The sequence below is a fragment of the Planococcus sp. PAMC 21323 genome (assembly GCF_000785555.1).
Classification (GTDB): Bacteria; Bacillota; Bacilli; order Bacillales_A; family Planococcaceae; genus Planococcus.
This window is the reverse complement of the sequence record NZ_CP009129.1, coordinates 1,803,715-1,828,307: the sequence shown is the minus strand read 5'-3', so window position 1 is coordinate 1,828,307 and position 24,593 is coordinate 1,803,715. Positions and strand designations below refer to the sequence as shown.

The 24,593-nt window shown below is 38.1% G+C and carries 28 protein-coding genes and 1 riboswitch; of the genes, 27 read left to right on the top strand and 1 reads right to left on the bottom strand.

Going from position 1 to position 24,593, the window contains the following annotated elements:
- Positions 1-4 precede the first annotated feature (4 nt).
- The 5 genes from PLANO_RS09285 to PLANO_RS09265 all read left to right on the top strand — a co-directional run bounded on the left by PLANO_RS09285 (position 5) and on the right by PLANO_RS09265 (position 5,191).
- Entirely contained in the window at positions 5-721 is a 717-nt protein-coding gene (locus PLANO_RS09285) for a response regulator transcription factor (protein ID WP_038704180.1), read from the top strand.
- On the top strand, positions 714-2,495 hold the full coding sequence (locus tag PLANO_RS09280) for an ATP-binding protein (protein ID WP_038704179.1): 1,782 nt from the start codon (positions 714-716) through the stop codon (positions 2,493-2,495). The genes PLANO_RS09285 and PLANO_RS09280 overlap by 8 nt, the downstream gene beginning before the upstream one ends.
- Before the next feature lie 46 nt (positions 2,496-2,541).
- Positions 2,542-3,075: an RNA polymerase sigma factor SigX gene (locus PLANO_RS09275; RefSeq protein WP_038704178.1), complete on the top strand. Its 534-nt coding sequence runs from the start codon at positions 2,542-2,544 to the stop codon at positions 3,073-3,075.
- The gene (locus PLANO_RS09270) at positions 3,065-4,255 is read left to right on the top strand and encodes a GerMN domain-containing protein (protein ID WP_038704177.1); all 1,191 of its coding nucleotides are present in this window, start codon (positions 3,065-3,067) and stop codon (positions 4,253-4,255) included. The genes PLANO_RS09275 and PLANO_RS09270 overlap by 11 nt, the downstream gene beginning before the upstream one ends.
- Positions 4,256-4,331: 76 nt before the next feature.
- Positions 4,332-4,464: riboswitch (FMN riboswitch) on the top strand.
- Between the two features lie 145 nt (positions 4,465-4,609).
- The gene (locus tag PLANO_RS09265) at positions 4,610-5,191 is read left to right on the top strand and encodes an ECF transporter S component (RefSeq protein WP_038704176.1); all 582 of its coding nucleotides are present in this window, start codon (positions 4,610-4,612) and stop codon (positions 5,189-5,191) included.
- 88 nt (positions 5,192-5,279) lie between these two features.
- Here PLANO_RS09265 and PLANO_RS09260 read toward each other — a convergent pair whose 3' ends face one another.
- On the bottom strand, positions 5,280-5,531 hold the full coding sequence (locus PLANO_RS09260) for a ferredoxin (RefSeq protein WP_038704175.1): 252 nt from the start codon (positions 5,529-5,531) through the stop codon (positions 5,280-5,282).
- Between the two features lie 106 nt (positions 5,532-5,637).
- On the opposite strand from PLANO_RS09260, the gene PLANO_RS09255 reads away from it, so the two are divergent.
- From PLANO_RS09255 to hepT, 22 genes are all read left to right on the top strand, one after another.
- On the top strand, positions 5,638-6,660 hold the full coding sequence (locus tag PLANO_RS09255) for a YpbB family protein (protein ID WP_038704174.1): 1,023 nt from the start codon (positions 5,638-5,640) through the stop codon (positions 6,658-6,660).
- Positions 6,660-8,087 carry a RecQ family ATP-dependent DNA helicase gene (locus tag PLANO_RS09250; RefSeq protein WP_038704173.1) on the top strand — a complete coding sequence of 476 codons (1,428 nt, stop codon included), beginning with the start codon at positions 6,660-6,662 and terminating at the stop codon, positions 8,085-8,087. Before PLANO_RS09255 ends, PLANO_RS09250 begins: the two co-directional genes overlap by 1 nt.
- Before the next feature lie 79 nt (positions 8,088-8,166).
- Positions 8,167-8,922, top strand: a complete 756-nt coding sequence (locus PLANO_RS09245; RefSeq protein WP_038704172.1) for a LysM peptidoglycan-binding domain-containing protein — start codon at positions 8,167-8,169, stop codon at positions 8,920-8,922.
- A 65-nt stretch (positions 8,923-8,987) separates the two neighbouring features.
- Positions 8,988-9,620, top strand: coding sequence for a CBS domain-containing protein (locus PLANO_RS09240; protein ID WP_038704171.1), 633 nt, complete (start codon positions 8,988-8,990; stop codon positions 9,618-9,620).
- 66 nt (positions 9,621-9,686) lie between these two features.
- The gene (locus PLANO_RS09235) at positions 9,687-10,445 is read left to right on the top strand and encodes a metallophosphoesterase (protein ID WP_038704170.1); all 759 of its coding nucleotides are present in this window, start codon (positions 9,687-9,689) and stop codon (positions 10,443-10,445) included.
- 66 nt (positions 10,446-10,511) lie between these two features.
- Positions 10,512-11,480 (top strand): YpdA family putative bacillithiol disulfide reductase, encoded by a 969-nt coding sequence (locus PLANO_RS09230; protein WP_038704169.1) that lies wholly within the window; start codon positions 10,512-10,514, stop codon positions 11,478-11,480.
- A gap of 68 nt (positions 11,481-11,548) precedes the next feature.
- Entirely contained in the window at positions 11,549-12,517 is a 969-nt protein-coding gene (locus PLANO_RS09225) for an asparaginase (protein WP_038704168.1), read from the top strand.
- Positions 12,518-12,601: 84 nt separating this feature from the next.
- A complete protein-coding gene (prsW, locus tag PLANO_RS09220; protein ID WP_038704167.1) occupies positions 12,602-13,291 on the top strand; it encodes a glutamic-type intramembrane protease PrsW in 690 nt (229 codons plus the stop codon).
- Between the two features lie 82 nt (positions 13,292-13,373).
- Positions 13,374-14,048: a (d)CMP kinase gene (cmk, locus tag PLANO_RS09215; protein WP_197053082.1), complete on the top strand. Its 675-nt coding sequence runs from the start codon at positions 13,374-13,376 to the stop codon at positions 14,046-14,048.
- A 1-nt stretch (position 14,049) separates the two neighbouring features.
- Positions 14,050-14,640 (top strand): lysophospholipid acyltransferase family protein, encoded by a 591-nt coding sequence (locus PLANO_RS09210; RefSeq protein ID WP_038704165.1) that lies wholly within the window; start codon positions 14,050-14,052, stop codon positions 14,638-14,640.
- Between the two features lie 68 nt (positions 14,641-14,708).
- Complete coding sequence (rpsA, locus tag PLANO_RS09205) at positions 14,709-15,854, top strand: 30S ribosomal protein S1 (RefSeq protein ID WP_038704164.1); 1,146 nt, start codon at positions 14,709-14,711, stop codon at positions 15,852-15,854.
- A 22-nt stretch (positions 15,855-15,876) separates the two neighbouring features.
- Positions 15,877-16,911 carry a type 2 isopentenyl-diphosphate Delta-isomerase gene (fni, locus tag PLANO_RS09200; protein ID WP_269429569.1) on the top strand — a complete coding sequence of 345 codons (1,035 nt, stop codon included), beginning with the start codon at positions 15,877-15,879 and terminating at the stop codon, positions 16,909-16,911.
- A gap of 93 nt (positions 16,912-17,004) precedes the next feature.
- Positions 17,005-18,315 carry a ribosome biogenesis GTPase Der gene (der, locus tag PLANO_RS09195; protein ID WP_038704162.1) on the top strand — a complete coding sequence of 437 codons (1,311 nt, stop codon included), beginning with the start codon at positions 17,005-17,007 and terminating at the stop codon, positions 18,313-18,315.
- Between the two features lie 20 nt (positions 18,316-18,335).
- A complete protein-coding gene (locus PLANO_RS09190) occupies positions 18,336-19,355 on the top strand; it encodes an NAD(P)H-dependent glycerol-3-phosphate dehydrogenase (protein ID WP_038704161.1) in 1,020 nt (339 codons plus the stop codon).
- A gap of 87 nt (positions 19,356-19,442) precedes the next feature.
- Positions 19,443-19,646, top strand: coding sequence for a DUF2768 domain-containing protein (locus PLANO_RS09185; RefSeq protein WP_038704160.1), 204 nt, complete (start codon positions 19,443-19,445; stop codon positions 19,644-19,646).
- Between the two features lie 10 nt (positions 19,647-19,656).
- Complete coding sequence (locus PLANO_RS09180; RefSeq protein WP_038705427.1) at positions 19,657-20,367, top strand: hypothetical protein; 711 nt, start codon at positions 19,657-19,659, stop codon at positions 20,365-20,367.
- Between the two features lie 172 nt (positions 20,368-20,539).
- Positions 20,540-20,812: an HU family DNA-binding protein gene (locus PLANO_RS09175; RefSeq protein WP_006829858.1), complete on the top strand. Its 273-nt coding sequence runs from the start codon at positions 20,540-20,542 to the stop codon at positions 20,810-20,812.
- A gap of 372 nt (positions 20,813-21,184) precedes the next feature.
- A complete protein-coding gene (folE, locus tag PLANO_RS09170; protein ID WP_038704159.1) occupies positions 21,185-21,769 on the top strand; it encodes a GTP cyclohydrolase I FolE in 585 nt (194 codons plus the stop codon).
- A 22-nt stretch (positions 21,770-21,791) separates the two neighbouring features.
- Positions 21,792-22,013 (top strand): trp RNA-binding attenuation protein MtrB, encoded by a 222-nt coding sequence (mtrB, locus tag PLANO_RS09165; RefSeq protein WP_006829861.1) that lies wholly within the window; start codon positions 21,792-21,794, stop codon positions 22,011-22,013.
- Positions 22,014-22,088: 75 nt separating this feature from the next.
- Positions 22,089-22,865 (top strand): heptaprenyl diphosphate synthase component 1, encoded by a 777-nt coding sequence (locus PLANO_RS09160; protein ID WP_038704158.1) that lies wholly within the window; start codon positions 22,089-22,091, stop codon positions 22,863-22,865.
- 5 nt (positions 22,866-22,870) lie between these two features.
- On the top strand, positions 22,871-23,575 hold the full coding sequence (locus PLANO_RS09155; protein ID WP_038704157.1) for a demethylmenaquinone methyltransferase: 705 nt from the start codon (positions 22,871-22,873) through the stop codon (positions 23,573-23,575).
- A gap of 17 nt (positions 23,576-23,592) precedes the next feature.
- On the top strand, positions 23,593-24,567 hold the full coding sequence (gene hepT / locus PLANO_RS09150) for a heptaprenyl diphosphate synthase component II (protein WP_038704156.1): 975 nt from the start codon (positions 23,593-23,595) through the stop codon (positions 24,565-24,567).
- The last annotated feature ends 26 nt before the right edge of the window (positions 24,568-24,593 follow it).

The following is a 24,593-nucleotide window of genomic DNA, read 5'->3' as shown; positions in this document are numbered from 1 at the left end:
TAGTATGTCAGAGGAAATTACGATTTTAGTAGTAGATGATGAGGAACGGATTCGACGTTTATTGAAAATGTATTTAGAACGTGAAGGCTATGTAGTTGAAGAAGCAGAAAATGGAGTTCAAGCATTAGATATGGCTTTGGAAAAAGATTATCATTGTATCTTGCTTGATTTGATGATGCCTGAAAAAGATGGTGTCTCTGTTGCTACAGAATTACGTGAAACTAAAATGACACCGATCATTATGCTTACTGCAAAAGGTGAAGAAGCTAACCGTGTGGAAGGTTTCGAGTCTGGGGCAGATGATTATATTGTGAAACCTTTTAGCCCAAGAGAAGTAGTCTTACGTGTTAAAGCAATCTTACGCCGTTCGGCTGCTTATTCTCCGATTTCTAATTCAACAGCTTCAAAAGATCTTGTTGTTTTTCCACATTTGACGATTGATCACGATGCACATCGTGTCACGGCTGATGGTGTAGAAGTAAACTTAACACCAAAAGAATACGAATTATTGTACTTTTTAGCAAAAGCGCCAGACAAAGTGTTTGACCGTGAGCATTTACTAAAAGAAGTTTGGCATTACGACTTTTTCGGTGATTTACGAACAGTAGATACGCATGTCAAACGCTTACGCGAAAAACTGAACCGCGTTTCAGAATCTGCTGCGAAGATGATTGTTACGGTTTGGGGTGTCGGCTATAAATTTGAGGTCGGCAATGAATAGAATATGGAATAGTGTCGTCGGGAAGCTTTGGATTACGATCCTGCTTCTCGTTTCCTTTGTCCTTTTTATTGTGACCGTCCTACTCTTAGAGTTTTTAGGGAACTATCACAGTCAGACGGTGGAAGAAGCGTTGAATAGCGAAGCAAATATGATTGCAAATATTTTTAACGAGCACGAAGAAGTAGTCAGTTCATTAGAAATCATTGGCGATATTATCGGTGCTGAAACAAATGCTGTTATAGCGGAAGTCCCTTTTGACAGTAGTTATTATATTCATGATGGACTGAATGGTGAAAAGACACGACAAGAAATATTAAATGAACCAGCATTTCAGAAAGTGTTTGAAACGAACGAAACCGTGATGAAGGAAATGCTATTGCCTTCACTAACGGAAAAAAATCGTCTAGAATCCTATATTGTTTTAGCCAGTCCATTAAAAACTGGAGAAGAAGAGCATGGAGTTGTATTCATTTACCAGTCATTAGAAGTAATGGATCGCACAGCGGAACGTACGACCAATATTGTATTCTTATCAGCATTTATCGCTCTTTTATTAACAACCTTTTTTGCATTCTTTTTATCTTCGCGAATTACATCACCTCTTCGGAAAATGCGTGAAGGTGCATTTGAGCTAGCGAAAGGCAATTTCGATACAAAAGTTAAAGCGACTTCTAGTGATGAAATTGGTCAATTGGCCATTGCATTTAATCAAATGGGCCGTCAATTAAAACATCATGTTGAAGTAATCAATCAGGAAAAAGAACAGCTTTCAAGCATTTTGACATCGATGGCAGATGCGGTTATCACATTTAATCAAGATAAAACCGTCTTGTTAAGTAATCCGCCCGCCGAAAAACTATTGAAGCAATGGACTTTAAAAAGTGGTTCTACAGAAGCGCGATCTTTGCCTGCAGAAATGTTGCATATGCTCGATCATGTTATAGGGTTTCAGGAAGAGATAGAAGAAGAACTTGAAATTGAAGGTGCCTATTACGCCATTAATTTTAGCCCTTTGTATAGTGGTGAATCGATACGTGGAGCTGTCGCCGTTTTGCATAATATGACAGAACAGCATCGTTTAGAGAAGCTTAGGGAAGACTTTATCGCAAATGTATCCCATGAATTGCGGACGCCTATTGCTATGCTCCAAGGCTATAGTGAAGCGATTTTAGATGATGTGGGTGCAACGGAGGAAGAGCGTCGCGAAATGACGAAAATTATTTACGAAGAATCACAGCGGATGGGGCGTTTGGTCACTGATTTATTAAACTTAGCTCGTTTAGAATCAGGATATATGCGACTTTATAAAGAAATTGTGCAATTAAACAGCTCTATTGAACGCATGACACTTAAATTTTCTCAAATTGCGAAAGAAAATGGCGTCTATTTGTCATTCGAAACGACTATCGATGATTGGGCGGCAACTGAGATTGATGAAGATCGCATCGAGCAGGTTATGACGAATCTAATCGATAATGCCATACGCCATACGCCTAAAGAAGGGCAAGTGGTTGTTCGTGTCGAACAAGAAAAAGAGTACGCGAAGATTTCGATCAATGACAATGGGGTCGGCATTTCAAAAGAAGATTTGGAATTTGTCTTTGAGCGATTTTATAAAGCAAATAAGGCGAGAACGCTTGGAAAAGGCGGAACAGGTCTTGGTTTAGCAATTGCGAGCAATATTATCCAAGCTCATGAAGGTAAGATTTATGCAGAAAGCAATGTAGGGCTGGGCACTTCATTTGTATTTTTATTACCTTTAAAAGACATGTAACTTTTCAGTTTCAGAGACGACCAATCTAAAGAACGGAGGGAGTATATTGAAGGACTCCGTTTTCCACCGACTGTATGATGAATATCATCAGGATGTTTTTCAATTTTTAATTTATCTAGTGAAAAACAGGCATCTTGCGGAAGATTTGATGCAAGAAGTTTATATTCGTGCGTTTCGTGCTTATGATCGATTTGAAGGAAGAAGTTCTGAGAAAACATGGCTTTTTTCAATTGCTAAAAATGTAGCAATTGATCATTTTCGTAAAGCGGCAGTTCGCTCAAAACATTCGATGGAGTATTTTGATTGGGAAACTCAGCAACTAGTTTCATCGGAAAAGCTACCAGAAGAAGTTTCTTTATTAAACGAAGATAAGATATTTTTATACAAAGCATTGGACACGTGTACAGGAGATCAAAAGATGGTCGTTATTATGCGATTCTTTCAGGATTTATCAATTTCAGAAACCGCTGAAGTGTTAGCTTGGACTGAAGGGAAAGTGAAAACAACCCAGCACCGTGCAATTAAGGCCTTGCGCGAAAAATTAATAGCTAGGGAAGGGGGAGATGGAAATGCCGAATAACAAATGGACCGATGATTCTATCGAAGATTTGTTGAAGGGTTTCCCCGCGATAAAAGATAACCGGCCAAAAGAAAAAGTATACAATCAATTGGTTCAAAAAGAGCCGGTTCATAAGCGTCCAAATAGATGGCTACCGCTTCTTGTCGCGGCGTTGGCGTTTATCGCTGTTGGACTGTTGGTCTCCTCCATTATCAATCAAAATGGTATCGATTCTGCACAAAATAGAGACAGTTCTAATAATGGGGCAGAAATGAAGACTCAGGAAAGTATAGAGGAACAAGAAAGTTTACCTGCAGCTGAAGAATCTCGTAATGAAAGTGCAGATTCATATTCAACAGCTCAAGTAGAGGAAACGTTGCGAACTGCGGTTTATGAAGAGTCAATAGGTGATCAAACATTGATGACTATTGGGATGACTGAAAATGCATTCGTTATACCAGTGTCTTTCCTTATTCCAAATGAGGAAATAACAAAAACATTCGAAAATACTTTACCATCATCATTAGAGCTGTATCAGAAATATGCAGATAAACTAGATGAAGTCGCATTAGGATTTGATGACTATCATCCGTACGTTGGGACTTTAGAGAAGACAGCTACTGGCATTCGTCACTCGTTGCCGGGGAATCACCAGTATGATTTAGCTTCAGCCAGTATTAATGTTTACATGAATACGATGACAGAGACATTTGCTGATGTTGAAGAAATTAGTGTAACCAATGAAGAAGGTTCTCCTATCGAGTTTTCTCAAATTGGACCAGTTGAAAAATTAGTTCCAGGAGCTAAAAATCTGGCTTATTATTCTTATCAAACGAACAATGGCGAAATATACCTTGCACCAGGTTACAATATGCCGTTTAATTCTGCGAAACAAGCAATTACAGCACTAGCAGATGCGCCCAATGATGTATATGAAGCCACTATTCCGCAAAATTTAGAGTATCAAGTATTAGAAACAGAGAAAATCGTAGAAGTTGATTTTAAGAATAATGTCGATTTAGAATCGATGGATCGGTTAGATATAGTTCGTATGCTTGAAAGTCTTGTACTGACTGCTAATACTTTTGATAAAGAAGTGGTAGTAAAAGGGTTCCAACAGGAAATTTGGAATGGTTTTGACTTTACTAAACCAATGCCGATTCCATTAGCACCTAATTTATTGGAATGGTCAATACAATAAGTAGTAGAAGGGTTGTAAACAAATTTGTTTACAACCCTTCTTTTTTATACTAATATTAGGGCATAACAAAATATCGATTCATCTTCGGGGCAGGGTGCAAGTCCCTACCGGCGGTAATTGAACTCTGTTCATAAGCCCGCGAGCCGTAAAACGCAGGATTTGGTGAGATTCCAAAGCCGACAGTATAGTCTGGATGGGAGAAGGTGAAGGTGCGGACGTTTGTCGTTTACATGTAGACGGAACGCTTATTAAGTGTGCCTTTTCTCCCTTAAGTATTTAATGCTTAAGGGTTTTTATGTGTAAATACAGAGTCCAAACTTTTCTTCTGGTGAATCATTACAAGGAGAGAGGAATATGAAGAACAAAAAGCTACAAACAATGATTACGATAGGGATGTTGAGCAGTATTTCCTTTGTATTAATGCTTTTCAACTTTCCATTACCAGCATTACCAGCATTTTTGAAAGTAGATTTTAGTGATGTACCTGCATTAATCGCAGCAATTACTATGGGACCGGTTGCGGGAATTTTAGTAGCATTCTTTAAAAACATTTTAGATTGGCTTTTTGCAGGCAGTCCTACAGGAGTTCCAGTCGGTCATATGGCGAATTTCGTAACGAGTCTCTTATTTATTTTGCCAGTTTATTTCATCTATCATAAAGTGGCAACGAAAAAAGGGATGGCTTTCGGATTAACAATTGGAACACTAATTATGGCAATTGGAATGAGCGTTTTAAATTATTTAGTTTTCCTTCCAATGTATACGTATTTCCTTAATATGCCACCAACTACTGGTGACGCATTATTTGGAATGATTGTTTTAGGGATACTTCCTTTTAACTTGATCAAAGGTGTTCTTTTAACAGCGGTCGTTTTGCTAATGTTTAGCAGCATGCACACATGGATTCAAAAACAACGAAATTACTATTTATTATAAAAGATATAGAAAATTTGAAGTTCCCGGTTAGGCCGGGTCACATCAAAAAAAGCGTTCTGGGATTGTCCCAGAACGCTTTTTTTGTTAATCAGTCTTCGTATTTTAAAGGATCGCCTTCAAAAGATGAATCTGCTACTTTGATAGAATCTGTTGGACAGCCTTCAAATGCATCTTCCATGTCTTCTTCGAGTTCATCTGGAACTTGTTCAGTTCCCATGTTATTATCTAAAATAACAAATGCGATTCCTTCATCATCGTAATCATAAACGTCGGGTGCAGCAGCACCACAAGCACCACAAGCGATGCAAGTATCCTTGTCAACAATGGTATACTTAGCCATATTGTTTTCCACTCCTTTATCTCCGAACAAGTTCAGTTATACTATCGTATTTATTCTAAAGGTGTTTGAGTAGTTTTTCAACCTTAAACCGTTAGGGGGTGCAAGCTTGTTATTTAGTGAACTTATTTTGGCCATTATGAAGCCACTCGATCGACAACGGACAATCTCTTCTCCTTATCATTTAATAAAAGGAAAGAAGTCCGGACAAACAATACAGGATATTGGCTATTTTGGCCTTTATCCTTATTTTGGTGTGTTGCCAAAATTGGATAAGAAAGCTTATGACCAAGTGGTTCAACAATTATTTACACAAGGCTATTTGATAGCAAACGAGCAAGTTCTTGAGCTATCAGAAAAGGCATTAAATTTAACTGCGTTCGAGTCTTCTCTAAATGGATGGAAATATAGAGGAAAAGAAAAACTCTTTTTTAGCCGCTTGTCACTAATTGTTCAAACTTTATCCCATGTCAGCCAGTCCATAAAAATTTTCGATCCTATTGTTAATAATGAAGAAGTACAAATGTGGGTGAAAAAATATTTGCAACAAATTCACTTTCGCGATTTAGCAGTAGCCCAAGCGTTTAAAAAAGAACTCTTTACTACTTTATCCAAAACCAATATTTCTGAAACACATAAAATGATTATAGTAGAGCGATTAACAGGTTTTGGATTAAGTGGTCTAACATGGCAACAAATTGCATCGGCTAAAAAACTATCTGTTTTAGACGTACAATTAATGACAGTTGAAGCTTTGCATAGTTGGATGAATGTAATAGAGCAAACAAAGTCACCTATGCTCTTAGGGTTAATGGAGGGCATTGTTCAACAGTCTTCGCTAACAGCAACTGCACAGCGTACAGAAAAGTTGTTTGAAAGAGGTTTTACGTTAGAACAAATTGCTTCCTTAAGGCAATTAAAAACAAGTACCATTGAAGATCATGTCGTAGAACTTGCTATGAATGACCCGTATTTCAATTATAAACCATTTATGAGTACTGAACTATACACAACAATTATTACGGAGAGTCACCGTAATAAAACAAAAAGATTACGTGAAATTAAAGAAAATTTACCCGAAGCGAGCTATTTTCAAATACGACTCGCATTGGCAGTCAAGGAGGAACATTAATGAATTTGGAGAAATTATTGTACACTACTTATGGCTTTTCTTCCTTTCGTCCTGGGCAGAAGGAAGTGATTGAAAAGATAGTAGCTGGTGAAGATGTTATTGCATTGTTGCCAACCGGAATGGGAAAGTCAATTTGTTATCAATTGCCGGCAAAAATTTTGCCAGATAGTATATTAATAGTTTCTCCATTGTTGTCGTTGATGCAAGATCAAGTAGCTCAATTAAAAAAAATGGGTGAAAAATCAGTCGTTGCAATAAACTCTTTTTTAAAACCAGAAGACAAAGAGAGAATTATGAAAAAGCTTGGTTCTTATAAATTTATTTTTATCTCACCGGAAATGCTAGTTCAGCCGTTTGTTAAGAAAAAGCTGCAAGAAATACGGGTTTCTTTATTAGTAGCCGATGAAGCTCATTGTATTTCTCAATGGGGCTTTGATTTTCGGCCTGATTACCTGCGGATCTCTGAAATTTTACCCGATTTGAAATTCCCTCAAGTTTTAGCGCTGACTGCTACTGCTACAGACAAAGTTACTGAAGAAATAAAAGAGTATTTGGCACTCATAAAACCTTTTATTTATTGTCATCCAATGGATAGAAAAAATATTGTTTACGATATAAAGAAATTTGAAGACACCCATAAAAAGCTTGAGTTTTTGAAAGATTTTATCCTGAAATTTAAAGGTCCTGGAATTATTTATGCGGGTACAAGAAAAAAGTCCCAAGAGCTGTCTATGCTTTTAACGGAACAAGGGATTTCATCTGCTTTTTACCACGGGGGAATGGAACATCAAGATCGAGTTTTTGTTCAACAGCAGTTCCAAAACAGAGAGGTAGAGTGGATTTGTTCTACAAATGCTTTTGGTATGGGAGTGCATATTGCAAATATACGACAAGTTATTCATTTTCAAGTTCCAACTTCGATTGAAGGGTACGTGCAGGAAGTTGGAAGAGCTGGTCGAGATGGATTGCCTGCTTTGGCGACATTGCTCTATGCTCAAGGAGATGAAGCTTTGCTTGAAAGCTTAGTGACGGATGACTTGCCAACACGACATGAAATAGAGGCTGTTTTTAATGATGGACCTTCAGCGACTTATTTAATAGATCGAGGAATCGTAAGAGAAACCGCATTTCGAGTTATTGCTTATTGGATGACAAAATTACCGTTAGCCGGCGTAATAAGTCAAATTGAAGGGCTAAGAAAAGGCAAAAAGAAACAAGCGGCGAAAATTCGAGAGCTAATCTCGAGCGATAATTGTATAAGAAGTTATATAATCAGCAGTTTTGACCAAGAACTTCTAGACAAACCTGACAATTGTTGCGTGAATGATGGGATTAATTATGAAGTTTTCGAAGCATTTTCTTTTTCTAATAAAAAGCCAATACCTCTTGATTGGAATGAGCGTTTAAGTGTAATATTACCTATATAAGGATTTCATTAACTGTCATTTACAAATGAGCCTTTTTTCGTCATAATAGATATATTAGTACAGATAGGGGTAGTCAAGTATGGGGAATCATAGTTATCATGAGTCGATTGAAAAGAATCGGCAAGAAATTTCAGTAGGTAACAAATCAGAATTGTCTAGAGCAGCTCAAAGGCAAGCCCAAAAGCCTAAAGCTAAAAAAAGTAAAAGTCTTTTAATGCCGGTGTTGTTTTTTATATTTATTTTAATTCCAGTTTCTTTATTGATTTATGTAGCTTTCTTTTTTGAACCCAACGATACTTTGACAGCCAAACCTACAGAGAACGAAGTAAGTTTTGAAATGAATGCTGAGCCATCTAGTGCTGCTGTCGCTGCGGCGGAAAAAGAAGAAAAAGAACAAAAAGAAGCAGATAAAGCAAAAGCAGAAGCTGAGGCAAAAGCAGAAAAAGAAAAAGCTGAAGCCGAAGCAAAAGCAAAAGTAGAACAAGAAAAAGCAGAAGCCCAATCACAAGTAGAAAAAGAAAAAGCAGAAGCCCAAGCAGAAACCCAAGCAAAAGCGGATGCCGAGGCGAAGGCTGCAGCTGATCTACAAGCAAAAAAAGAAGCTGAAGCAAAAGCGAAGGCGGATGCTCAAGCCAAAGCAGAAGCAGATAAAAAAGAAGAAACTCCGAGCGCATCAGGCAAAACTTATGTAGTGAAACCTGGTGAAACGCTATATCGAATTGCTGTTAATAATTACGGTGCAGCAGGAGCAGCTGCCGCTGTAGAAAAAATCAAACAAGCAAATGGTTTAGGATCGAATAGTATTAGCCCAGGGCAAAGTTTGACATTGCCATAAGTAGTGATGAGGTTACAATAGTAAATGAAAGATAAAAGCAAAAAAATAGAAGGTGGGGCGAATACATGTTTGTTAAAAGTGTAATGGTAAAAAGAGAAAAATGTTATACAGTGAAATTAGAAGATTCAGTGCAAGTAGGCTTCGACTTATTAGAAAAACACACAATCGATGCTTTGCCTGTAGTTGATGGATCAGAGTATAAAGGTATCTTTACTTGGTACCATGCATATCGTGCGTTTTTCTACTCAGGGAAATCAAAAGAAGAATTCATTAGCTCAACTAAAGTGAGTGATGTAATTGTAAACCAAGAAATTTACTTAACAATTAACGATGTTTATGAAAAGGCTTTAGTCGAACTTAATGATTTTCCAATCATTGCAGTAGTTGACAAGGGTCAATTCCTAGGAATTGTTACTCGTTTTGACATTGTTAACCAATTACAAAGTGCATTCGGTATTGATAAACCAGGATATCGAATTACTTTTACTTCTGTAGAATCAGAAGGTCGCATTGGACGATTAGGAGAAATTATTGAGAAATACAAGGAGTCTGTAATTTCCTTAGTTACTTTTGATGAGACAAATAAAATGGTTCGACGTATCGTATTAAAGGTTGAAAAGAAAGACAATATCGATCGCTTTGTCAAAGAACTTGAAAAATCTGGCTTCCGAGTATTGGATATTGCAGAAGACAAATAGTAAAATGAAAGAAAAACATAAGCCTTGCTTATGTTTTTTTCTTCTTTATATGAAAGGAAGCTCTACATGAAATATTTAATGCGGTTTGGATTTTTAGCATTATCTCTGCTGCTGTATATGATACGAAATGCTTTTTCAGAAAATGTTGTGAAAAAAACAATTAGCTTGCCTGCAAAAAAACCTTTTGAGCCATTTAATTTGCTGTTTATTGCTGACATCCACCGAAGAAGTATTAAAGCAGAATTTACCAATTTACCTGTGGATGTAATTGTAATTGGTGGGGATTTAGTTGAAAAAGGTGTACCACTTGAACGAGTAGCTAAAAACGTTAAAAACTTACGCTCTCTTGCACCTGTCTATTTTGTCTGGGGAAATAACGACCGAGAAGTAGATGAACAAGCTCTTAGAAAAATATTTGATCAATACGATGTAATTATATTAGAAGATAAATCAGTTTCTTTATTTAACAATTCACAATTGAAGTTGGTTGGAATTGATCATTTTGCATATAAGCCTGATGGGTTACAAAACGCATTTAGCAATGTTGAGAAACAAGATACCGTGATTTTTATTTCACATACACCTTTTGATTTTTGGAAGATTAAAAAGCCATATTCAGCCCATTTGTTACTTGCTGGGCACACACATGGCGGTCAAATTCGGGTAGGTCCATTTGGAATGTTTAAAAAAGGTGCTATGAAATATAAAAATGATCGAATTGAACTGATTACAAATGGATTCGGCACAACGACTTTACATCTTAGGTTAGGTGCTCCGGCTGAATATCATTTGCTGACAATTATTCCAAAGACAGTGAGAGAATAAAGTTTGGCAAACAAAGCATAAGTCCTTTATGCTTATATGAGGATTAATTACAGGAGATGTTTTGAAATGGAATATGTAGATGCCCTTATCATAGGAGGCGGCCCTTGCGGACTATCAGCTGCGATTGAGTTGAAAAAATTAGGATTGCAAACAACTGTTATTGAGAAAGGGAATATTGTTAATGCCATTTTCAATTACCCAACTCATCAAACTTTTTTCAGTACAAGTGAAAAGTTGTCTATAGGAGACGTTCCTTTTATCATTGAAGGTCGCAAACCAAAACGAAATCAAGCTCTCGTATATTACCGAGAAGTTGTTAAGAGAAGTGGTATTCAAGTGCGACCTTTCGAGACAGTTGAACAAGTTGAAAAAGAAGGCCTTTATAAAGTCACGACGTCAAAAGGTCAATATCAGGCAAAATATGTAGTCGCTGCGACTGGTTATTACGACCAACCAAACAAACTTGAAGTAGAAGGCGCAAATTTGTCAAAAGTGATGCATTATTTTAAAGAAGGACACCCTTATTTTGATCAGGATGTTTTAGTGATTGGTGGCAAAAATTCAGCTGTAGATGCCGCATTAGCTTTGCACAAGGCGGGTAGTAGAGTAACGGTTTCTTACCACGGAACGAGTTATTCTAAAAGCATTAAACCTTGGATTTTACCGGAATTTGATGGGTTAGTGAAAAAAGGCGAAATTACGATGTTATTTGACTCGATGGTAGACCGTATCACGGATGACTTTGTTGAGCTAACCGTTAATGATCAAAAAGAATCGATTCCGAACCAGTTTGTATTTGCGATGATTGGTTATCATCCAGACCATCAATTTTTAAGATCTATGGGCATTTCCATTGATCAACAAAGCGGAAGACCCACTTTTGACGAGCAAACGATGGAAACCAATGTAGATAATTTATATATTGCCGGTGTTATAGCAGCAGGGAATAATGCGAATGAGATTTTTATTGAAAATGGGCGCTTTCATGGACTGCAAATTGCGGAAGCTATTGCAAAAAAAGAAGGTATAGCATAATCGTGCCTTCTTTTTTTACCGTCTATACATAAACGTATAATTTTATGATTTAGAAGGGGAGTTTTGGGATGAAGAAAAAAGTATCATTGATTACAACAGGCGGAACAATTGCCAGTCGAGAAATTTCAGATGGACGGTTAAAATCTGGAGCAATTTCAGGGAAAGAATTAGCAGAGCTTTGCCAGCTCCCAGAAGAAATTGAAGTTAAAGTAGTTGATGCCTTCCAGTTGCCAAGTATGCATATTGGTTTTGAACAAATGATGGAAATTAGACAAGCGATCCTAAAAGAATTACAAGATCCTGAAGTTGAAGGAGTTGTTGTAACACACGGAACAGATACATTAGAAGAAACAGCTTACTTTTTAGATTTAACGATTGATGACGATCGTGCAGTAGTTATCACTGGTTCTCAGCGGTCCCCAGAAGAAGTTGGCACAGATGTTTACTCGAATCTACAGAACTCTATATACGTAGCTGTTGAGCCGAACCTGCGCGGGATAGGAGCTGTCGTCGTATTTAATGAGCGTATCTATAGTGCGAAATACGTTAAGAAGGTTCACTCTAGTAATTTACAAGGTTTTGACTCGTTTGGTCATGGTTATCTTGGGATTATTGATAACGATACTGTACGTATTTACCAGAAACCGATTATGCATGAAGTACATATGGTGAATGATCAATTACCGCGTGTGGATATTATTAAATGCCATTCAGGACAAGATGGCTTTTTAATTGAACAATTAGTAGCGGGACCTTCAAAAGGGATTGTTTTAGAAGCGGCCGGTAGGGGGCAAGTATCCCCTCATATGATAGATGCGATTGATCATGCGATCAAACAGGGTATACCAGTCGTCTTGACAACTAGTGCTGAAGAAGGAAACACTTATCCTACATATAGCTATCCAGGCAGCGCTCATGATCTATTGACTCGCGGTGTGATTCTTGGGAGTGATTACGACAGTAAGAAAGCGCGTATAAAGCTTGCAGTATTGTTATCGACTCAAGACCTGATTCAAGCAAATGCTTTTGAAAGATAAAATTTCAATAAGTTTTCTATATGACATGAAAAATATACACATAAGTTTGAAAAATAAGTGTAATCCAACTAAAGGGGTACGCGTATGATTATTTTACTAACAGTAGCAATAGCCCCGGGTCTGGCGCTTTTTAGTTATTTTTATTTACGCGATCAATTTGCTGGCGAACCTTCGAAGTTGCTGTTTCAAAGTTTTGTTTATGGAGCTGTTTTAACATTTCCAATTCTTTTTGTTCAATATGTCTTTGATGCTGAAGGTGTTTTTACAAATAGTTTTATACAAAATGTAGTGTTTTCTAGCATCATTGAAGAGTTTTTCAAATGGTTAGTAATATTAATAGCTATTTATCGTCACGTCGATTTTGAAGATCCATATGATGGCATTTTGTATGGTGCTAGCGTTTCACTCGGGTTTGCAACAGTCGAAAATATTTTATACTTATTAGAATTTGGCTTACAAACAGCTTTTATTCGTGCGTTTTTACCGGTATCGAGTCATGCATTATTTGGGGTAGTAATGGGTTATTATTTTGGTAAAGCCAAATTTAGCAAAAGTAATAAGCGCAGACGGTGGATTGGCTGGGCTATTGTTAGCTCGGTAATTTTGCATCTTGCGTATAATATGAGTTTGTATATATACGATAATATCGTGTACGGAGCAATTCCATTCATGCTGTTCTTATGGTGGTTTGGTCTTCAAAAAGCAAAGCAAGCTCACCAACTTTCGATGTCACATTATAGCGATCATAGTTCGCGGGGACATTCAGAAGATTAAAGTGAATACTAAAAAAGTCTTACACATGAAGACTTTTTTTTTATGTTAAAATATGATGAATACTTAGGATGAGGTGACTATTTTGATGAAACCGATACAAATAGCAATCGATGGACCGGCAGCTGCTGGAAAAAGCACGATAGCGAAAATTGTAGCAGAAAAGTTGGGTTATGTTTACATCGATACTGGTGCTATGTACCGTGCTATTACGATGAAAGCTTTAGCAACAGGAATTGATATGGCGAGTAACGAAGAAGCCGGAAAATTATTAGCAGAAACTGAAATTGACTTGCAGCCGTCTGAAAATGGTCAGCTAGTCTTTCTTGATAAACGTAATATTACAGAAGAAATACGTTCACAAAATGTAACAAAATCGGTGTCACAAATGGCGGCGCATGAATTGGTTCGTATGCGTATGGTCGAATTGCAACAACTACTGGCTGAAGGTCGTGGAGTGGTCATGGATGGTCGGGATATTGGCACGCATGTTCTCCCGGATGCTGCGTTAAAAGTTTTCATGTCAGCATCTGTTGAGGAGCGAGCGAGAAGACGATTTGCGGAAAATCAAAAGAGAGAGATAATGACGTCTCTTGAAGATCTTCAAGCTGAAATTGCTAAGAGAGATAAAATGGACAGTGAACGTGAAGTAGCTCCATTACGTCAGGCGGAAGATGCTATATATTTGGATACTACAGCTTTGACAATAGAACAAGCGGCTCAAGAAATATTGAAATTAGCTGAAGAGAGGTTGGTTTAAAGTGAATTTATATGCATTTGGTAAAGGTCTTGTAAAAACAATATTAAGTCCTCTTTACCGGTTTGAAGTAATCGGCACAGATAATTTTCCAAAAGATGGCGGCATTCTTCTTTGTTCCAACCATATCCATGCTCTAGATCCACCGGTTGTCGGAATGACTGCTCCTCGGACGGTTCATTTCATGGCAAAAGAAGAGCTTTTCAATGCACCAATACTTAAATCAATTTTACCGAAAGTAAATGCATTTCCGGTTAAACGGGGCATGAGCGATCGTGAAGCATTGCGTACCGCATTAAAGATATTGAAAAACGGCGATGTAGTTGGATTGTTTCCAGAAGGTACGCGTTCAACAGACGGCGTATTGAAAAAGGGTCTTAGTGGAGCAGGTTTTTTTGCGTTACGAGGCAATGCAGACGTTATGCCATGTGCGATTATCGGACCATATAAAGCATTCCGAAAAGTACAAGTAGTTTATGGTGAACCAATTCAAATGGCGCCTTTTCGTGAGCGAAAAGCATCTGTCGAGGAAGTAACTGAAGTTATAATGGCGAGTATCCAAAAAATTCTAGATGACTATTCAGGGAATAAGTGATAATTTTTGTTTTTATTAGAGAATTCGAATAAAATAGAAGGTGGATAGTTTGTGAAGGAGGGCTACTTATGTCAGAGGAAACGAATAAGATGGAAAACCGTGACTTCCAAACAGGAGATCGCGTTAAAGGGGTAGTAGCAAAAATCGAAGAAAAGGCAGTTACGGTAACGATTGATGGTGCGCCATTTGATGGGATCATCCCAATCAGTGAGTTATCTAGCTTACACATTGAAAAAGCTTCAGATTCAGTCGAAGTTGGTGACGAATTGGAGCTAATCATTACTAAAGTCGAAGATGAGAATTTTGTTTTATCTAAACGCAAAGTTGATGCTGAACAGGCATGGGACGAGTTGGAAACAAAATTTAAATCGGGTGAAATCATCGAAGCTGAAGTAAAAGATGTTGTTAAAGGTGGTTTAGTTGTCGACTTAGGCGTGCGTGGATTTGTTCCTGCATCACTAGTAGAAGACTATTTTGTCGAGTCTTTTGAAGATTACAAAGGAAAAGAACTAACATTTAAAATTGTCGAAATGGAAAAAGAAAATAATCGGTTAATCCTTTCTCATCGAGCAGTTGTTGAGAATGAAAAAGAATCGAAAAAAGAACAAGTTATGGATAACATCCATGCTGGTGATGAGTTAAAAGGAAAGGTTCAGCGGATTGCTTCGTTTGGAGCTTTTGTCGATATAGGTGGGGTAGATGGACTTGTCCATATTTCTCAATTATCGCATGAACATGTTGAAAAAGTTTCGGATGTGGTAACAGAAGGTCAAGAAGTGACAGTCAAAGTTTTATCTGTTGACCGTGATTCTGAACGGATTTCATTATCGATCAAAGATACACTTCCTGGGCCGTGGGATGCTATTGATGAAAAAGCGCCTAAGGGATCTGTTCATACAGGAACTGTCAAGCGATTGGTTAGCTATGGTGCTTTTGTTGAAGTTTTACCTGGAGTAGAAGGTTTAGTTCACATTTCTCAAATTGCACATAAACACATTGCAACACCAAACGAGGTTTTGACCGAAGGCGAAAAAGTAGAAGTGAAAGTTTTAGAAGTCAATAAAGCTGATAAACGTCTCTCCTTAAGCATTAAAGAATTGCAAGAAAAACAAGGTGAGCAAGATTTCTCAAATTACGATATGCCTGAAGAGTCATCTGGTTTCTCAATCAGTGACGTTATCGGTGATAAACTAAAAGGTTTTAAATCCGAATAAGATGTCGAGAGCTGAACGTAAAATGGATCATATACAATTTGCTTTATCAACAGGACAAAGCAAGAAAAGCATGTTTGATGATATTCGTTTTGTTCACCAAGCTTTGCCGGATTCAGCGGTATCCGATATTTGCATAAAACCAAAAACAGGTGATTTGAATTTAAAATCACCTGTTTTTATTAATGCAATGACGGGAGGCGGTGGACACAATACGCAACAATTGAACGGTCTTTTAGCTCGTGTAGCAAAAGAAACGGGCATGGCAATGGCGGTAGGGTCGCAAATGGCAGCACTCAAAGATGTTAATGAAAGAAAGACTTATGCTATTGTGAGAAAAGAAAATCCAGATGGCATTTTCTTTAGTAATCTAGGGAGTGAAGCAACTCTGCAACAAGCTAGAGATGCAGTAGAAATGATTGAAGCTAATGCGCTACAAATTCACTTAAATGTTGTGCAAGAGCTAACGATGCCAGAAGGAGACCGCGATTTTCGCGGTGCTCTTGAGCGAATACAGGCTATAGCTGAAGAAGTTGGTGTACCTGTAATTGTCAAAGAGACTGGTTTTGGTATATCACGAGAAACAGCGGAAAAACTTAGCGATTGTTCGATCTCCGCTATAGATGTCAGTGGTTTTGGTGGAACAAACTTCGCATCTATTGAAAATAAGCGTCGCCAAAAAAAGTTGTCATATTTCGAAGATTGGGGCATTCCAACAGCCGCTGCGATAGTAGAAGTAAAAAGCATATTTGAAAAAACCGTTTTAGCATCGGGCGGGATCTCAAATGCCGGAGATATGATCAAATCATTCTTATTAGGGGCGGATGCGGTTGGTCTAGCTGGCTCTTTTTTGAAAACCGCTATGCAAGATGGAGAAAAGCAGCTAATCACTGATATCCACTCGGTATATGAAGATTTGGCTATGATGATGACAGCGTTAGGCGCAAAAAACTTAATGGAATTACAGAAATGTCCTGCAATAATATCTGGAGAATTGGCACAATATTTAACTGTTAGAGGCTTTAATCCAGCATCTTATGCAAGTGTTGCGAAAAACTGAATATTGCACATTTAAAGGCGATGGACATTTAACAGATGACATCGCCTTTTTCGTGTATAATAGGCATATCAGAAGTGGAAGGATGAATTTATTATGGCAAAACCGGTAGTAGCAATAGTTGGCCGGCCGAACGTTGGTAAGTCCACGATTTTCAATCGCGTGGTAGGAGAACGGGTTTCAATTGTGGAAGATATTCCAGGAGTGACGCGTGACCGTATTTACAGCTCGGCAGATTGGTTAACACACGAATTTAATATTATAGATACAGGAGGCATTGATTTACGTGACGAGCCATTCCTGGAACAAATTCGTCAACAAGCAGAAATTGCTATGGATGAAGCAGATGTCATTATTTTCCTTGTAAATGGACGCGATGGCGTTACGGCTCAAGACGAACAAGTAGCAAGAATTTTATATCAAACAAAAAAACCAATTATTTTAGCAGTTAATAAAATCGATAATCCTGATATGCGTCACATGATCTATGATTTCTATACTTTAGGAATGGGTGAACCATTCCCACTTTCAGGATCTCACGGTTTAGGATTGGGTGATTTATTAGATGAAGTTGCTAAAAACTTCCCGAAAGACGATGATGAGGAATATCCTGACAATGTCATTAAATTTTCATTAATCGGTCGTCCAAATGTTGGTAAATCTTCTCTTGTAAACTCATTTTTAGGAGAAGAACGAGTTATTGTTAGTGAAGTGGCTGGAACAACGCGCGATGCCATTGATACACAATATGAGTATAATGAGCAACCGTACGTCATTATTGATACTGCTGGTATGCGTAAAAAAGGGAAAGTTTATGAAACAACTGAAAAATATAGTGTTTTAAGAGCATTGCGTGCTATTGAACGTTCAGACGTTGTTTTAGTAGTCTTGAACGCCGAAGAAGGTATTCAAGAACAAGATAAAAAAATTGCTGGATATGCTCATGAAGCGGGTAAAGCAGTGATTATTATTGTCAACAAATGGGATGCTGTCGAAAAAGACGAAAAAACGATGAATGTCATGACTCGTAAAATTCGCGAGCATTTCTTATTTTTAGATTATGCACCAATTATGTTCGTTTCTGCCATCAGTGGCAAGCGCGTGCATAACATTTTAGAAATAGTTAATAAAGTGAACGATAACCATTCACGCCGTATCCAATCAAGTATTTTAAATGAAGTTATTGAAGATGCAGTTGCAATGAATCCTGCGCCATCCGACAAAGGTCGTCGTTTGCGTCTATATTATGCAACGCAAGTGGCTATCAAACCACCAACATTTGTTGTCTTCGTAAACGATCCGGAAATGATGCACTTTAGTTATGAACGTTTCTTACAAAATCGAATTCGCGAAAGCTTCGACTTTGAAGGCACACCTCTGCGTCTTATAACGAGAGCTCGTACTTAAGGTAAAGGTGGTTTTAACTTATGGAAAAAGTTTCTGTTTTTGGAGCAGGAAGCTGGGGTACTGCGCTGAGCTACGTGTTAGCTCAAAATGGTCATGATTTATTGCTTTGGACACATCGTCAAGAGCAAGCTGAAGAAATCAACCAGCATACAAACAAACGCTATTTAAAAGATACACAACTTCCAGAGAGCTTAAAGGCAACAAGTAATTTGCCACAAGCAGTTGCACACGGTGATATTCTTGTTTTAGCAGTGCCTACAAAAGCAATTCGCGAAGTTTGTCGTGATATCAAAAAAAATCTCGATCGTAAAGTATTATTTGTTCATGTTTCTAAAGGAATTGAACCAGATTCGTTAAAACGTATCAGTGAAATGATTCGTGAAGAAATACCAGAACAATGGATTGAAGAAGTGGTCGTTTTATCTGGACCAAGTCATGCTGAAGAAGTAGTACAAGAGCATCCAACAACGGTTACAGCTGCCTGTGAGAACACTGCAGCAGCTGTGCGCATTCAGGATCTGTTTATGAATAGCTACTTCCGTGTTTACACGAATACGGATGTAATTGGTGTTGAAATCGGTGGAGCCTTGAAAAACATTATTGCATTAGCTGTCGGAATTACAGATGGATTAAATTTTGGTGATAATGCAAAAGCAGCTATCATGACACGTGGGCTAGCAGAAATTGCTCGACTCGGTGTCAAGATGGGTGCAACACCTTTGACCTTTTCAGGATTGACCGGTGTAGGCGACTTAATAGTTACTTGTACAAGTGTACACTCACGCAATTGGCGCGCTGGAAACATGCTGGGTAAAGGGAAAACTTTAGACGAAGTGCTTGAAGAAATGGGCATGGTCGTCGAAGGAATACGAACAACAAAAGCTGCTTACCAGTTGTCAGAGGCTTATGATGTGCCTATGCCAATTACAGCTGCACTTTATGCTGTGCTGTTTGACAATGTGTCGACAGATGACGCAGTTGGGAATTTAATGGGACGCACGAAAAAGAACGAAATGGAAGACTTAGTCGACTTGCTTTAATTGTCACAAAAGAAGAGGATGCTTAAGGCTGACTCTTCTTTTTTTATGCTATACTATGGTTTGAAACACTACGAAAGGCGGGCAATTATGAGTGCGTTAGACAAAATGTGGGTATCATTTGCCGGAATTGCTTTTTTATTAATTTCTATGGGATTAATCTATTTAAGTAGATACAAATTGCAAAACGGCATACTTAAGTTTATTTTTGCGCTAGTTGCATATATTTTGCTGATTCTTGGATTTTTTATCATGATATTCACAGTATTCAGTGGACCGACAGGTGGCGCTTGAGGTGAGAAAATTGAAAAAAATATCAATGCTGTTATTATTGTTGATAATGATTGGGATTTTGACAGCCTGTGGTTATCCACAAAGCGAGAAAGCAGAAAATCAAGTTCCTTACGAAGACCAATTAAATACTGTACAAAATGCAGTAAACCAGTATAGAGATGCAACAAGTGGATTATTGCCGATCAAAACTCGAGATATGGATATAGATCAATATATAAAATATCCTGTCGATTTTTCGAAAATTGTCCCAGCTTATACTGCAGAAATACCATCCAATGCATTTGAAACGGGTGGGATTTTTCAATATGTATTAGTAGATGTTGAAGAAAATCCGACGGTCAAACTAGTCGACTTACAAGCGGCAGATGCGGTTCGATCTGTAAATGTTCGAAAAAGCGCCAATGGCGGTAAAGCACCAATTGCTGAAATATTGGCAGACAATGTCTACAAGTTTAACCATAAAGCAATGGGATTTTCAGAAGAACCAACAGTAGTAAGCCCTTATAGTGGTAGAAACTTGCCGTTGGTGATAACTGGAAGCGGAGACGTTTACATTGATTACGCAATGGATCTTTTTACAGAACTTCAAGAGTACGAAGGTGAGTTAGAACCAGGACAAGATATTCGATTTATCCTCTATGAAGACTTTCCGGTCTTACCAGCTTATTCACTTCCATACACTATAAACGAAGAAAATGAACCAATTTTTTTAACAGAGTAAAACCCTTGATTTAACGCGTTTTTAATAGAAAAAGCTGCTTTTTAGAAGATTTTGTTAGTATTTAGTGTGTTTATTGGAAAAGTGGGCTGTTTGTTGTTGCTATGCGATTTTCGATGTGATACTCTTTTTACAGGATTGATGGTTGCATCCCCTTTGAGAGGAGGTGAATAGCATGAACAAAACAGAATTAGTGAACTCTGTTGCTGAAGCAGCTGAACTTTCACGTAAAGACGCTGCCAAAGCAGTTGACGCTGCATTTGAGACGATTCAAGACGCTTTAACTAAAGGTGAAAAAGTACAGTTGATCGGATTCGGTAACTTTGAAGTACGCGAACGCGCGGCCCGCAAAGGACGTAACCCGCAAACTGGTGCTGAAATCGAAATCGCTGCAAGCAAAGTTCCTGCATTTAAGCCAGGTAAAGCGCTTAAAGACGCAGTGAAGTAAGCTTTAGCCTCTGTACATAGGATGACTTTTGCGAGACACAATCTTGCAAAAGTCATCCTTTTTTTGAGCCAACAATTTTGCGAAACACCTGTGCGTATGCTACGATTCATGTGAGAAAAGCGGAAGGAGACGTCTCAGCTCCAACAGGCATAAGGTGGGGTGGCGAAGTGGCGTTTAAGCCTTACAGCCAGCACGACTTATGACCTCGAGGAGCTGGCTCCTGCAGCTAGACAGACAGAAAAGCGGAAACAGCCATCTTAGTTTCCTAAAGTTACAAACTAATATAAAACTGAGTTTAGCTATATAAAATAAACTAGCAGCCAATTAGCTGTTCAACAAATAACCGAATTGTCTTCAACAGGGGGAAGCAGAGTGATAGATGTGAAAACACAAAAAGTAGATCTTGATAAAATCGAGCAGGCAGTCTTGATGATTTTAGAGGCAGTTGGCGAAGACGTAAGCCGCGAAGGGTTACAAGATACGCCGAAAAGGGTAGCTAAGATGTATGCGGAAGTATTTTCTGGATTAAAAGAAGATCCCAAAGAGTATTTCAAAACTGTTTTTCATGAAGGTCATGAAGAATTAGTGCTAGTTAAAGACATCCCGTTCTATTCGATGTGTGAGCATCATCTCGTGCCTTTTTTCGGGAAAGCACATATTGCTTACATTCCTCGTGATGGAGTCGTAACTGGATTAAGTAAATTGGCTCGCGCTGTTGAAACGGTTTCTAAACGTCCTCAGCTACAGGAGCGTATTACCTCTTCTATTGCTGAATCTTTAATGGAAACATTAAACCCGCATGGTGTTTACGTCATGGTTGAAGCAGAACATATGTGTATGACTATGAGAGGGATCAAAAAGCCGGGAGCCAAAACAGTAACAGCTGTTTCCAGAGGAGTTTTTGAAACTGATGCAATTAAACGTTCAGAAGTAATTACTTATATCAATATGAACTAAAACTATAAAAGTAGGTGTGAATATGGCTCAGACAGAATACATTATTATTCGCGCTCAAGAAGATGGCGTTAACGTTATTGGATTGACTCGAGGGAACGATACAAAATTTCACCATACTGAAAAATTGGATAAAGGCGAAGTGATGATTGCTCAGTTTACTGAACACACTTCAGCTATGAAGATTCGTGGTAAAGCGGAGATTCATTCTGCCCATGGTATCGTTGAAAGCGAAGCTAAAAAATAACGATATTGGTGAAGGCAGGGCTATGCCTGTGATATACTATTAAAGTATGGCTAAATCATGAATGGAGCAAGCAGTATGAAGGGACATCAAATACAATCGAAAATTATCTCAATGGAAATCGAGGTCTTAAAAGCTGTGCGACAGCGGACGCTCGATCAATTTACAGAAGGTCCCTCTGTCAAAGAGTCCCGTTTGTTTTTTTTACTATTGCCATTTTTTAGTGGAAAAAATTGGTCGCCAGATATTGAAGCCTCTGCAAATACGGTTTCCATCGTTTATGCGGCATTGCATGCGCATGATCAAATAAAAGAAGATGCCCCTATTATTAAAGAACAGCAACTTACGGTGTTAGCTGGGGACTTATACAGTGGTATTTATTATCAAATGTTGGTAAACACTAAAAATATTGAGTTAGTCCAACGATTGGCAACAGCTATTATTAAAGTAAGTGAAAGCAAAACATCTTTTTTCGAAAAGAATTACAGAACGGTCGAAGAAATCGAACAAGCAATTACCGTTATTGAAACCGAACTTTTAATGTCATTTTATACATTCTATGGTTATACCGAATATGGACCATTAGCAAAAAATGCGCTTCTTTATATACGTTATACTGAAGAGTTAAATCGACTTCAATCTAAACATTACACGCATTTGCTACGTGAGTTAAATACAAATCTAGTCCATGAAAATTATACTAAATACTGGCTAATGGAAAAGTTGGATAGCCTGCATGAACAGATCTTGGCGTCTATCGCCGATTGTGCACTTGATTATGAATTGGCACAATTTCTGCTCCATCAAATAACCCCGCACCAGCATAGAGCTGAGCAGCTGACCCGAGAAGGATGACTGAGATGCCTAAAACGAAAGAACAGAGAGTCCACGAAGTTTTTGAAAAAATATCTGAAAACTACGATCAAATGAATTCAGTGATCAGTTTTCAGCAACATAATAAATGGCGTGAAGATACGATGTCTAAAATGCAAGTACCAAAAGGTGCCTCAGCTATCGATGTTTGCTGCGGAACAGCTGACTGGACAATTGCATTAGGCGAAGCAGTGGGAGAAACTGGACAAGTAATCGGGCTCGATTTTAGTCAGAACATGTTGAATGTTGGTCATGATAAAACAAAAGATATGCCGCAAATTAAATTGATTCAAGGAAATGCAATGTCTCTACCTTATCCGGACAATTCTTTTGATTTTGCAACAATCGGTTTTGGCTTGCGCAATGTACCCGATTATCGTCAAGCGCTAGCTGAAATGCATCGTGTTTTGAAACCAGGGGGCATGATTGCTTGTCTTGAAACATCACAGCCTGAAAATATCGTATTTAAACCATTTTTTAGAATGTATTTCCGTTTTATCATGCCGGTATTCGGTAAGCTTTTTGCTAAAAGTTATAAAGAATACTCATGGTTGCAAGAATCGGCAAAATCATTTCCAGGCATGAAGCAATTAGCGAAATTATTTGTAGAAGTCGGATTTAAAAAAGTAAAATACAAACCTTATACAGGAGGCGCCGCAGCCCTCCATTTAGGAATTAAAAAAGTAAATTAGCGGGAGAAGGATTTTAAGTGGAAAAGATGAAGTTGAAATTGCTCTATTCCGATCTTAAGCCGGAACTAGAAATGATTGAGAAGGAATTGGAACAGGCAGTGGATTCCGAATCTCTCCTTTTAAATGATGCGTCTCTTCATTTATTGCAGGCCGGAGGGAAAAGAATCCGACCTGTTTTTGTTTTGCTTGCAGGAAAATTTGGGAACTATGACATCGATGTGATGAAAAAAGTGGCTGTTCCACTCGAATTAATCCATATGGCTTCACTCGTCCACGATGACGTTATTGATGACTCAGAAATTCGTAGAGGTCAACCAACCGTTAAAGCGCAGTGGAATAATAGTGTAGCAATGTATACGGGTGATTTTATTTTGGCGCGAGCATTAGAACGCATTACTGAAATTGAATCACCGCGGGTACACGAAATTTTATCGAAAACTTTAATAGAAGTTTGTCGGGGCGAAATTATTCAAATTCAAGACAAGTACAGATTAGATCAAAATTTACGTGATTATTTCCGTCGCATAAAACGAAAAACTGCATTATTAATTTCATCAAGCTGTGAACTGGGAGCGCTCGTTTCCGGTACTGATGAAAAAACTGCAGCTCATTTAAGACGTTTTGGTTATTTTATCGGAATGTCGTTTCAAATTATTGATGATATCCTAGACTTCACTTCAACTGATGAAGAGCTAGGAAAACCAGCAGGTAGTGATTTTATCCAAGGGAATATGACGTTGCCGATTTTATGTGCCAGAAAAGATCCTAAACTTTATACGATGTTAAAAGATAATTTAAACAGAGATTTGTCAGATGAAGAGCGTTATAAAGTTGTGGAAGCGGTTCGCAACAGTTCGGGGATTGAAGAAGCAAAGGCGATGAGCGAACGCTACTTGCAAAAGGCTTTGCGTGAACTTTCTTTCTTACCAAAAGGGCAAGGCGTGAAAACGATGCGCAAAATTGCATTTTTTATTGGAAAACGAAAATTTTAAGTTGCTAGTTGACAAATGACTCGACA

Bases quoted from the DNA above. Each gene is read 5' to 3' on its own strand.
- PLANO_RS09285 (WP_038704180.1), top strand. From the start codon at position 5: ATGTCAGAGGAAATTACGATTTTAGTAGTAGATGATGAGGAACGGATT.
- PLANO_RS09280 (WP_038704179.1), top strand. From the start codon at position 714: ATGAATAGAATATGGAATAGTGTCGTCGGGAAGCTTTGGATTACGATC.
- PLANO_RS09270 (WP_038704177.1), top strand. From the start codon at position 3,065: ATGCCGAATAACAAATGGACCGATGATTCTATCGAAGATTTGTTGAAG.
- PLANO_RS09265 (WP_038704176.1), top strand. From the start codon at position 4,610: ATGAAGAACAAAAAGCTACAAACAATGATTACGATAGGGATGTTGAGC.
- PLANO_RS09260 (WP_038704175.1), bottom strand. From the start codon at position 5,531: ATGGCTAAGTATACCATTGTTGACAAGGATACTTGCATCGCTTGTGGT.
- PLANO_RS09250 (WP_038704173.1), top strand. From the start codon at position 6,660: ATGAATTTGGAGAAATTATTGTACACTACTTATGGCTTTTCTTCCTTT.
- PLANO_RS09245 (WP_038704172.1), top strand. From the start codon at position 8,167: ATGGGGAATCATAGTTATCATGAGTCGATTGAAAAGAATCGGCAAGAA.
- PLANO_RS09240 (WP_038704171.1), top strand. From the start codon at position 8,988: ATGTTTGTTAAAAGTGTAATGGTAAAAAGAGAAAAATGTTATACAGTG.
- PLANO_RS09235 (WP_038704170.1), top strand. From the start codon at position 9,687: ATGAAATATTTAATGCGGTTTGGATTTTTAGCATTATCTCTGCTGCTG.
- PLANO_RS09230 (WP_038704169.1), top strand. From the start codon at position 10,512: ATGGAATATGTAGATGCCCTTATCATAGGAGGCGGCCCTTGCGGACTA.
- PLANO_RS09225 (WP_038704168.1), top strand. From the start codon at position 11,549: ATGAAGAAAAAAGTATCATTGATTACAACAGGCGGAACAATTGCCAGT.
- prsW (WP_038704167.1), top strand. From the start codon at position 12,602: ATGATTATTTTACTAACAGTAGCAATAGCCCCGGGTCTGGCGCTTTTT.
- rpsA (WP_038704164.1), top strand. From the start codon at position 14,709: ATGTCAGAGGAAACGAATAAGATGGAAAACCGTGACTTCCAAACAGGA.
- fni (WP_269429569.1), top strand. From the start codon at position 15,877: ATGGATCATATACAATTTGCTTTATCAACAGGACAAAGCAAGAAAAGC.
- der (WP_038704162.1), top strand. From the start codon at position 17,005: ATGGCAAAACCGGTAGTAGCAATAGTTGGCCGGCCGAACGTTGGTAAG.
- PLANO_RS09190 (WP_038704161.1), top strand. From the start codon at position 18,336: ATGGAAAAAGTTTCTGTTTTTGGAGCAGGAAGCTGGGGTACTGCGCTG.
- PLANO_RS09185 (WP_038704160.1), top strand. From the start codon at position 19,443: ATGAGTGCGTTAGACAAAATGTGGGTATCATTTGCCGGAATTGCTTTT.
- PLANO_RS09175 (WP_006829858.1), top strand. From the start codon at position 20,540: ATGAACAAAACAGAATTAGTGAACTCTGTTGCTGAAGCAGCTGAACTT.
- mtrB (WP_006829861.1), top strand. From the start codon at position 21,792: ATGGCTCAGACAGAATACATTATTATTCGCGCTCAAGAAGATGGCGTT.
- PLANO_RS09160 (WP_038704158.1), top strand. From the start codon at position 22,089: ATGAAGGGACATCAAATACAATCGAAAATTATCTCAATGGAAATCGAG.
- PLANO_RS09155 (WP_038704157.1), top strand. From the start codon at position 22,871: ATGCCTAAAACGAAAGAACAGAGAGTCCACGAAGTTTTTGAAAAAATA.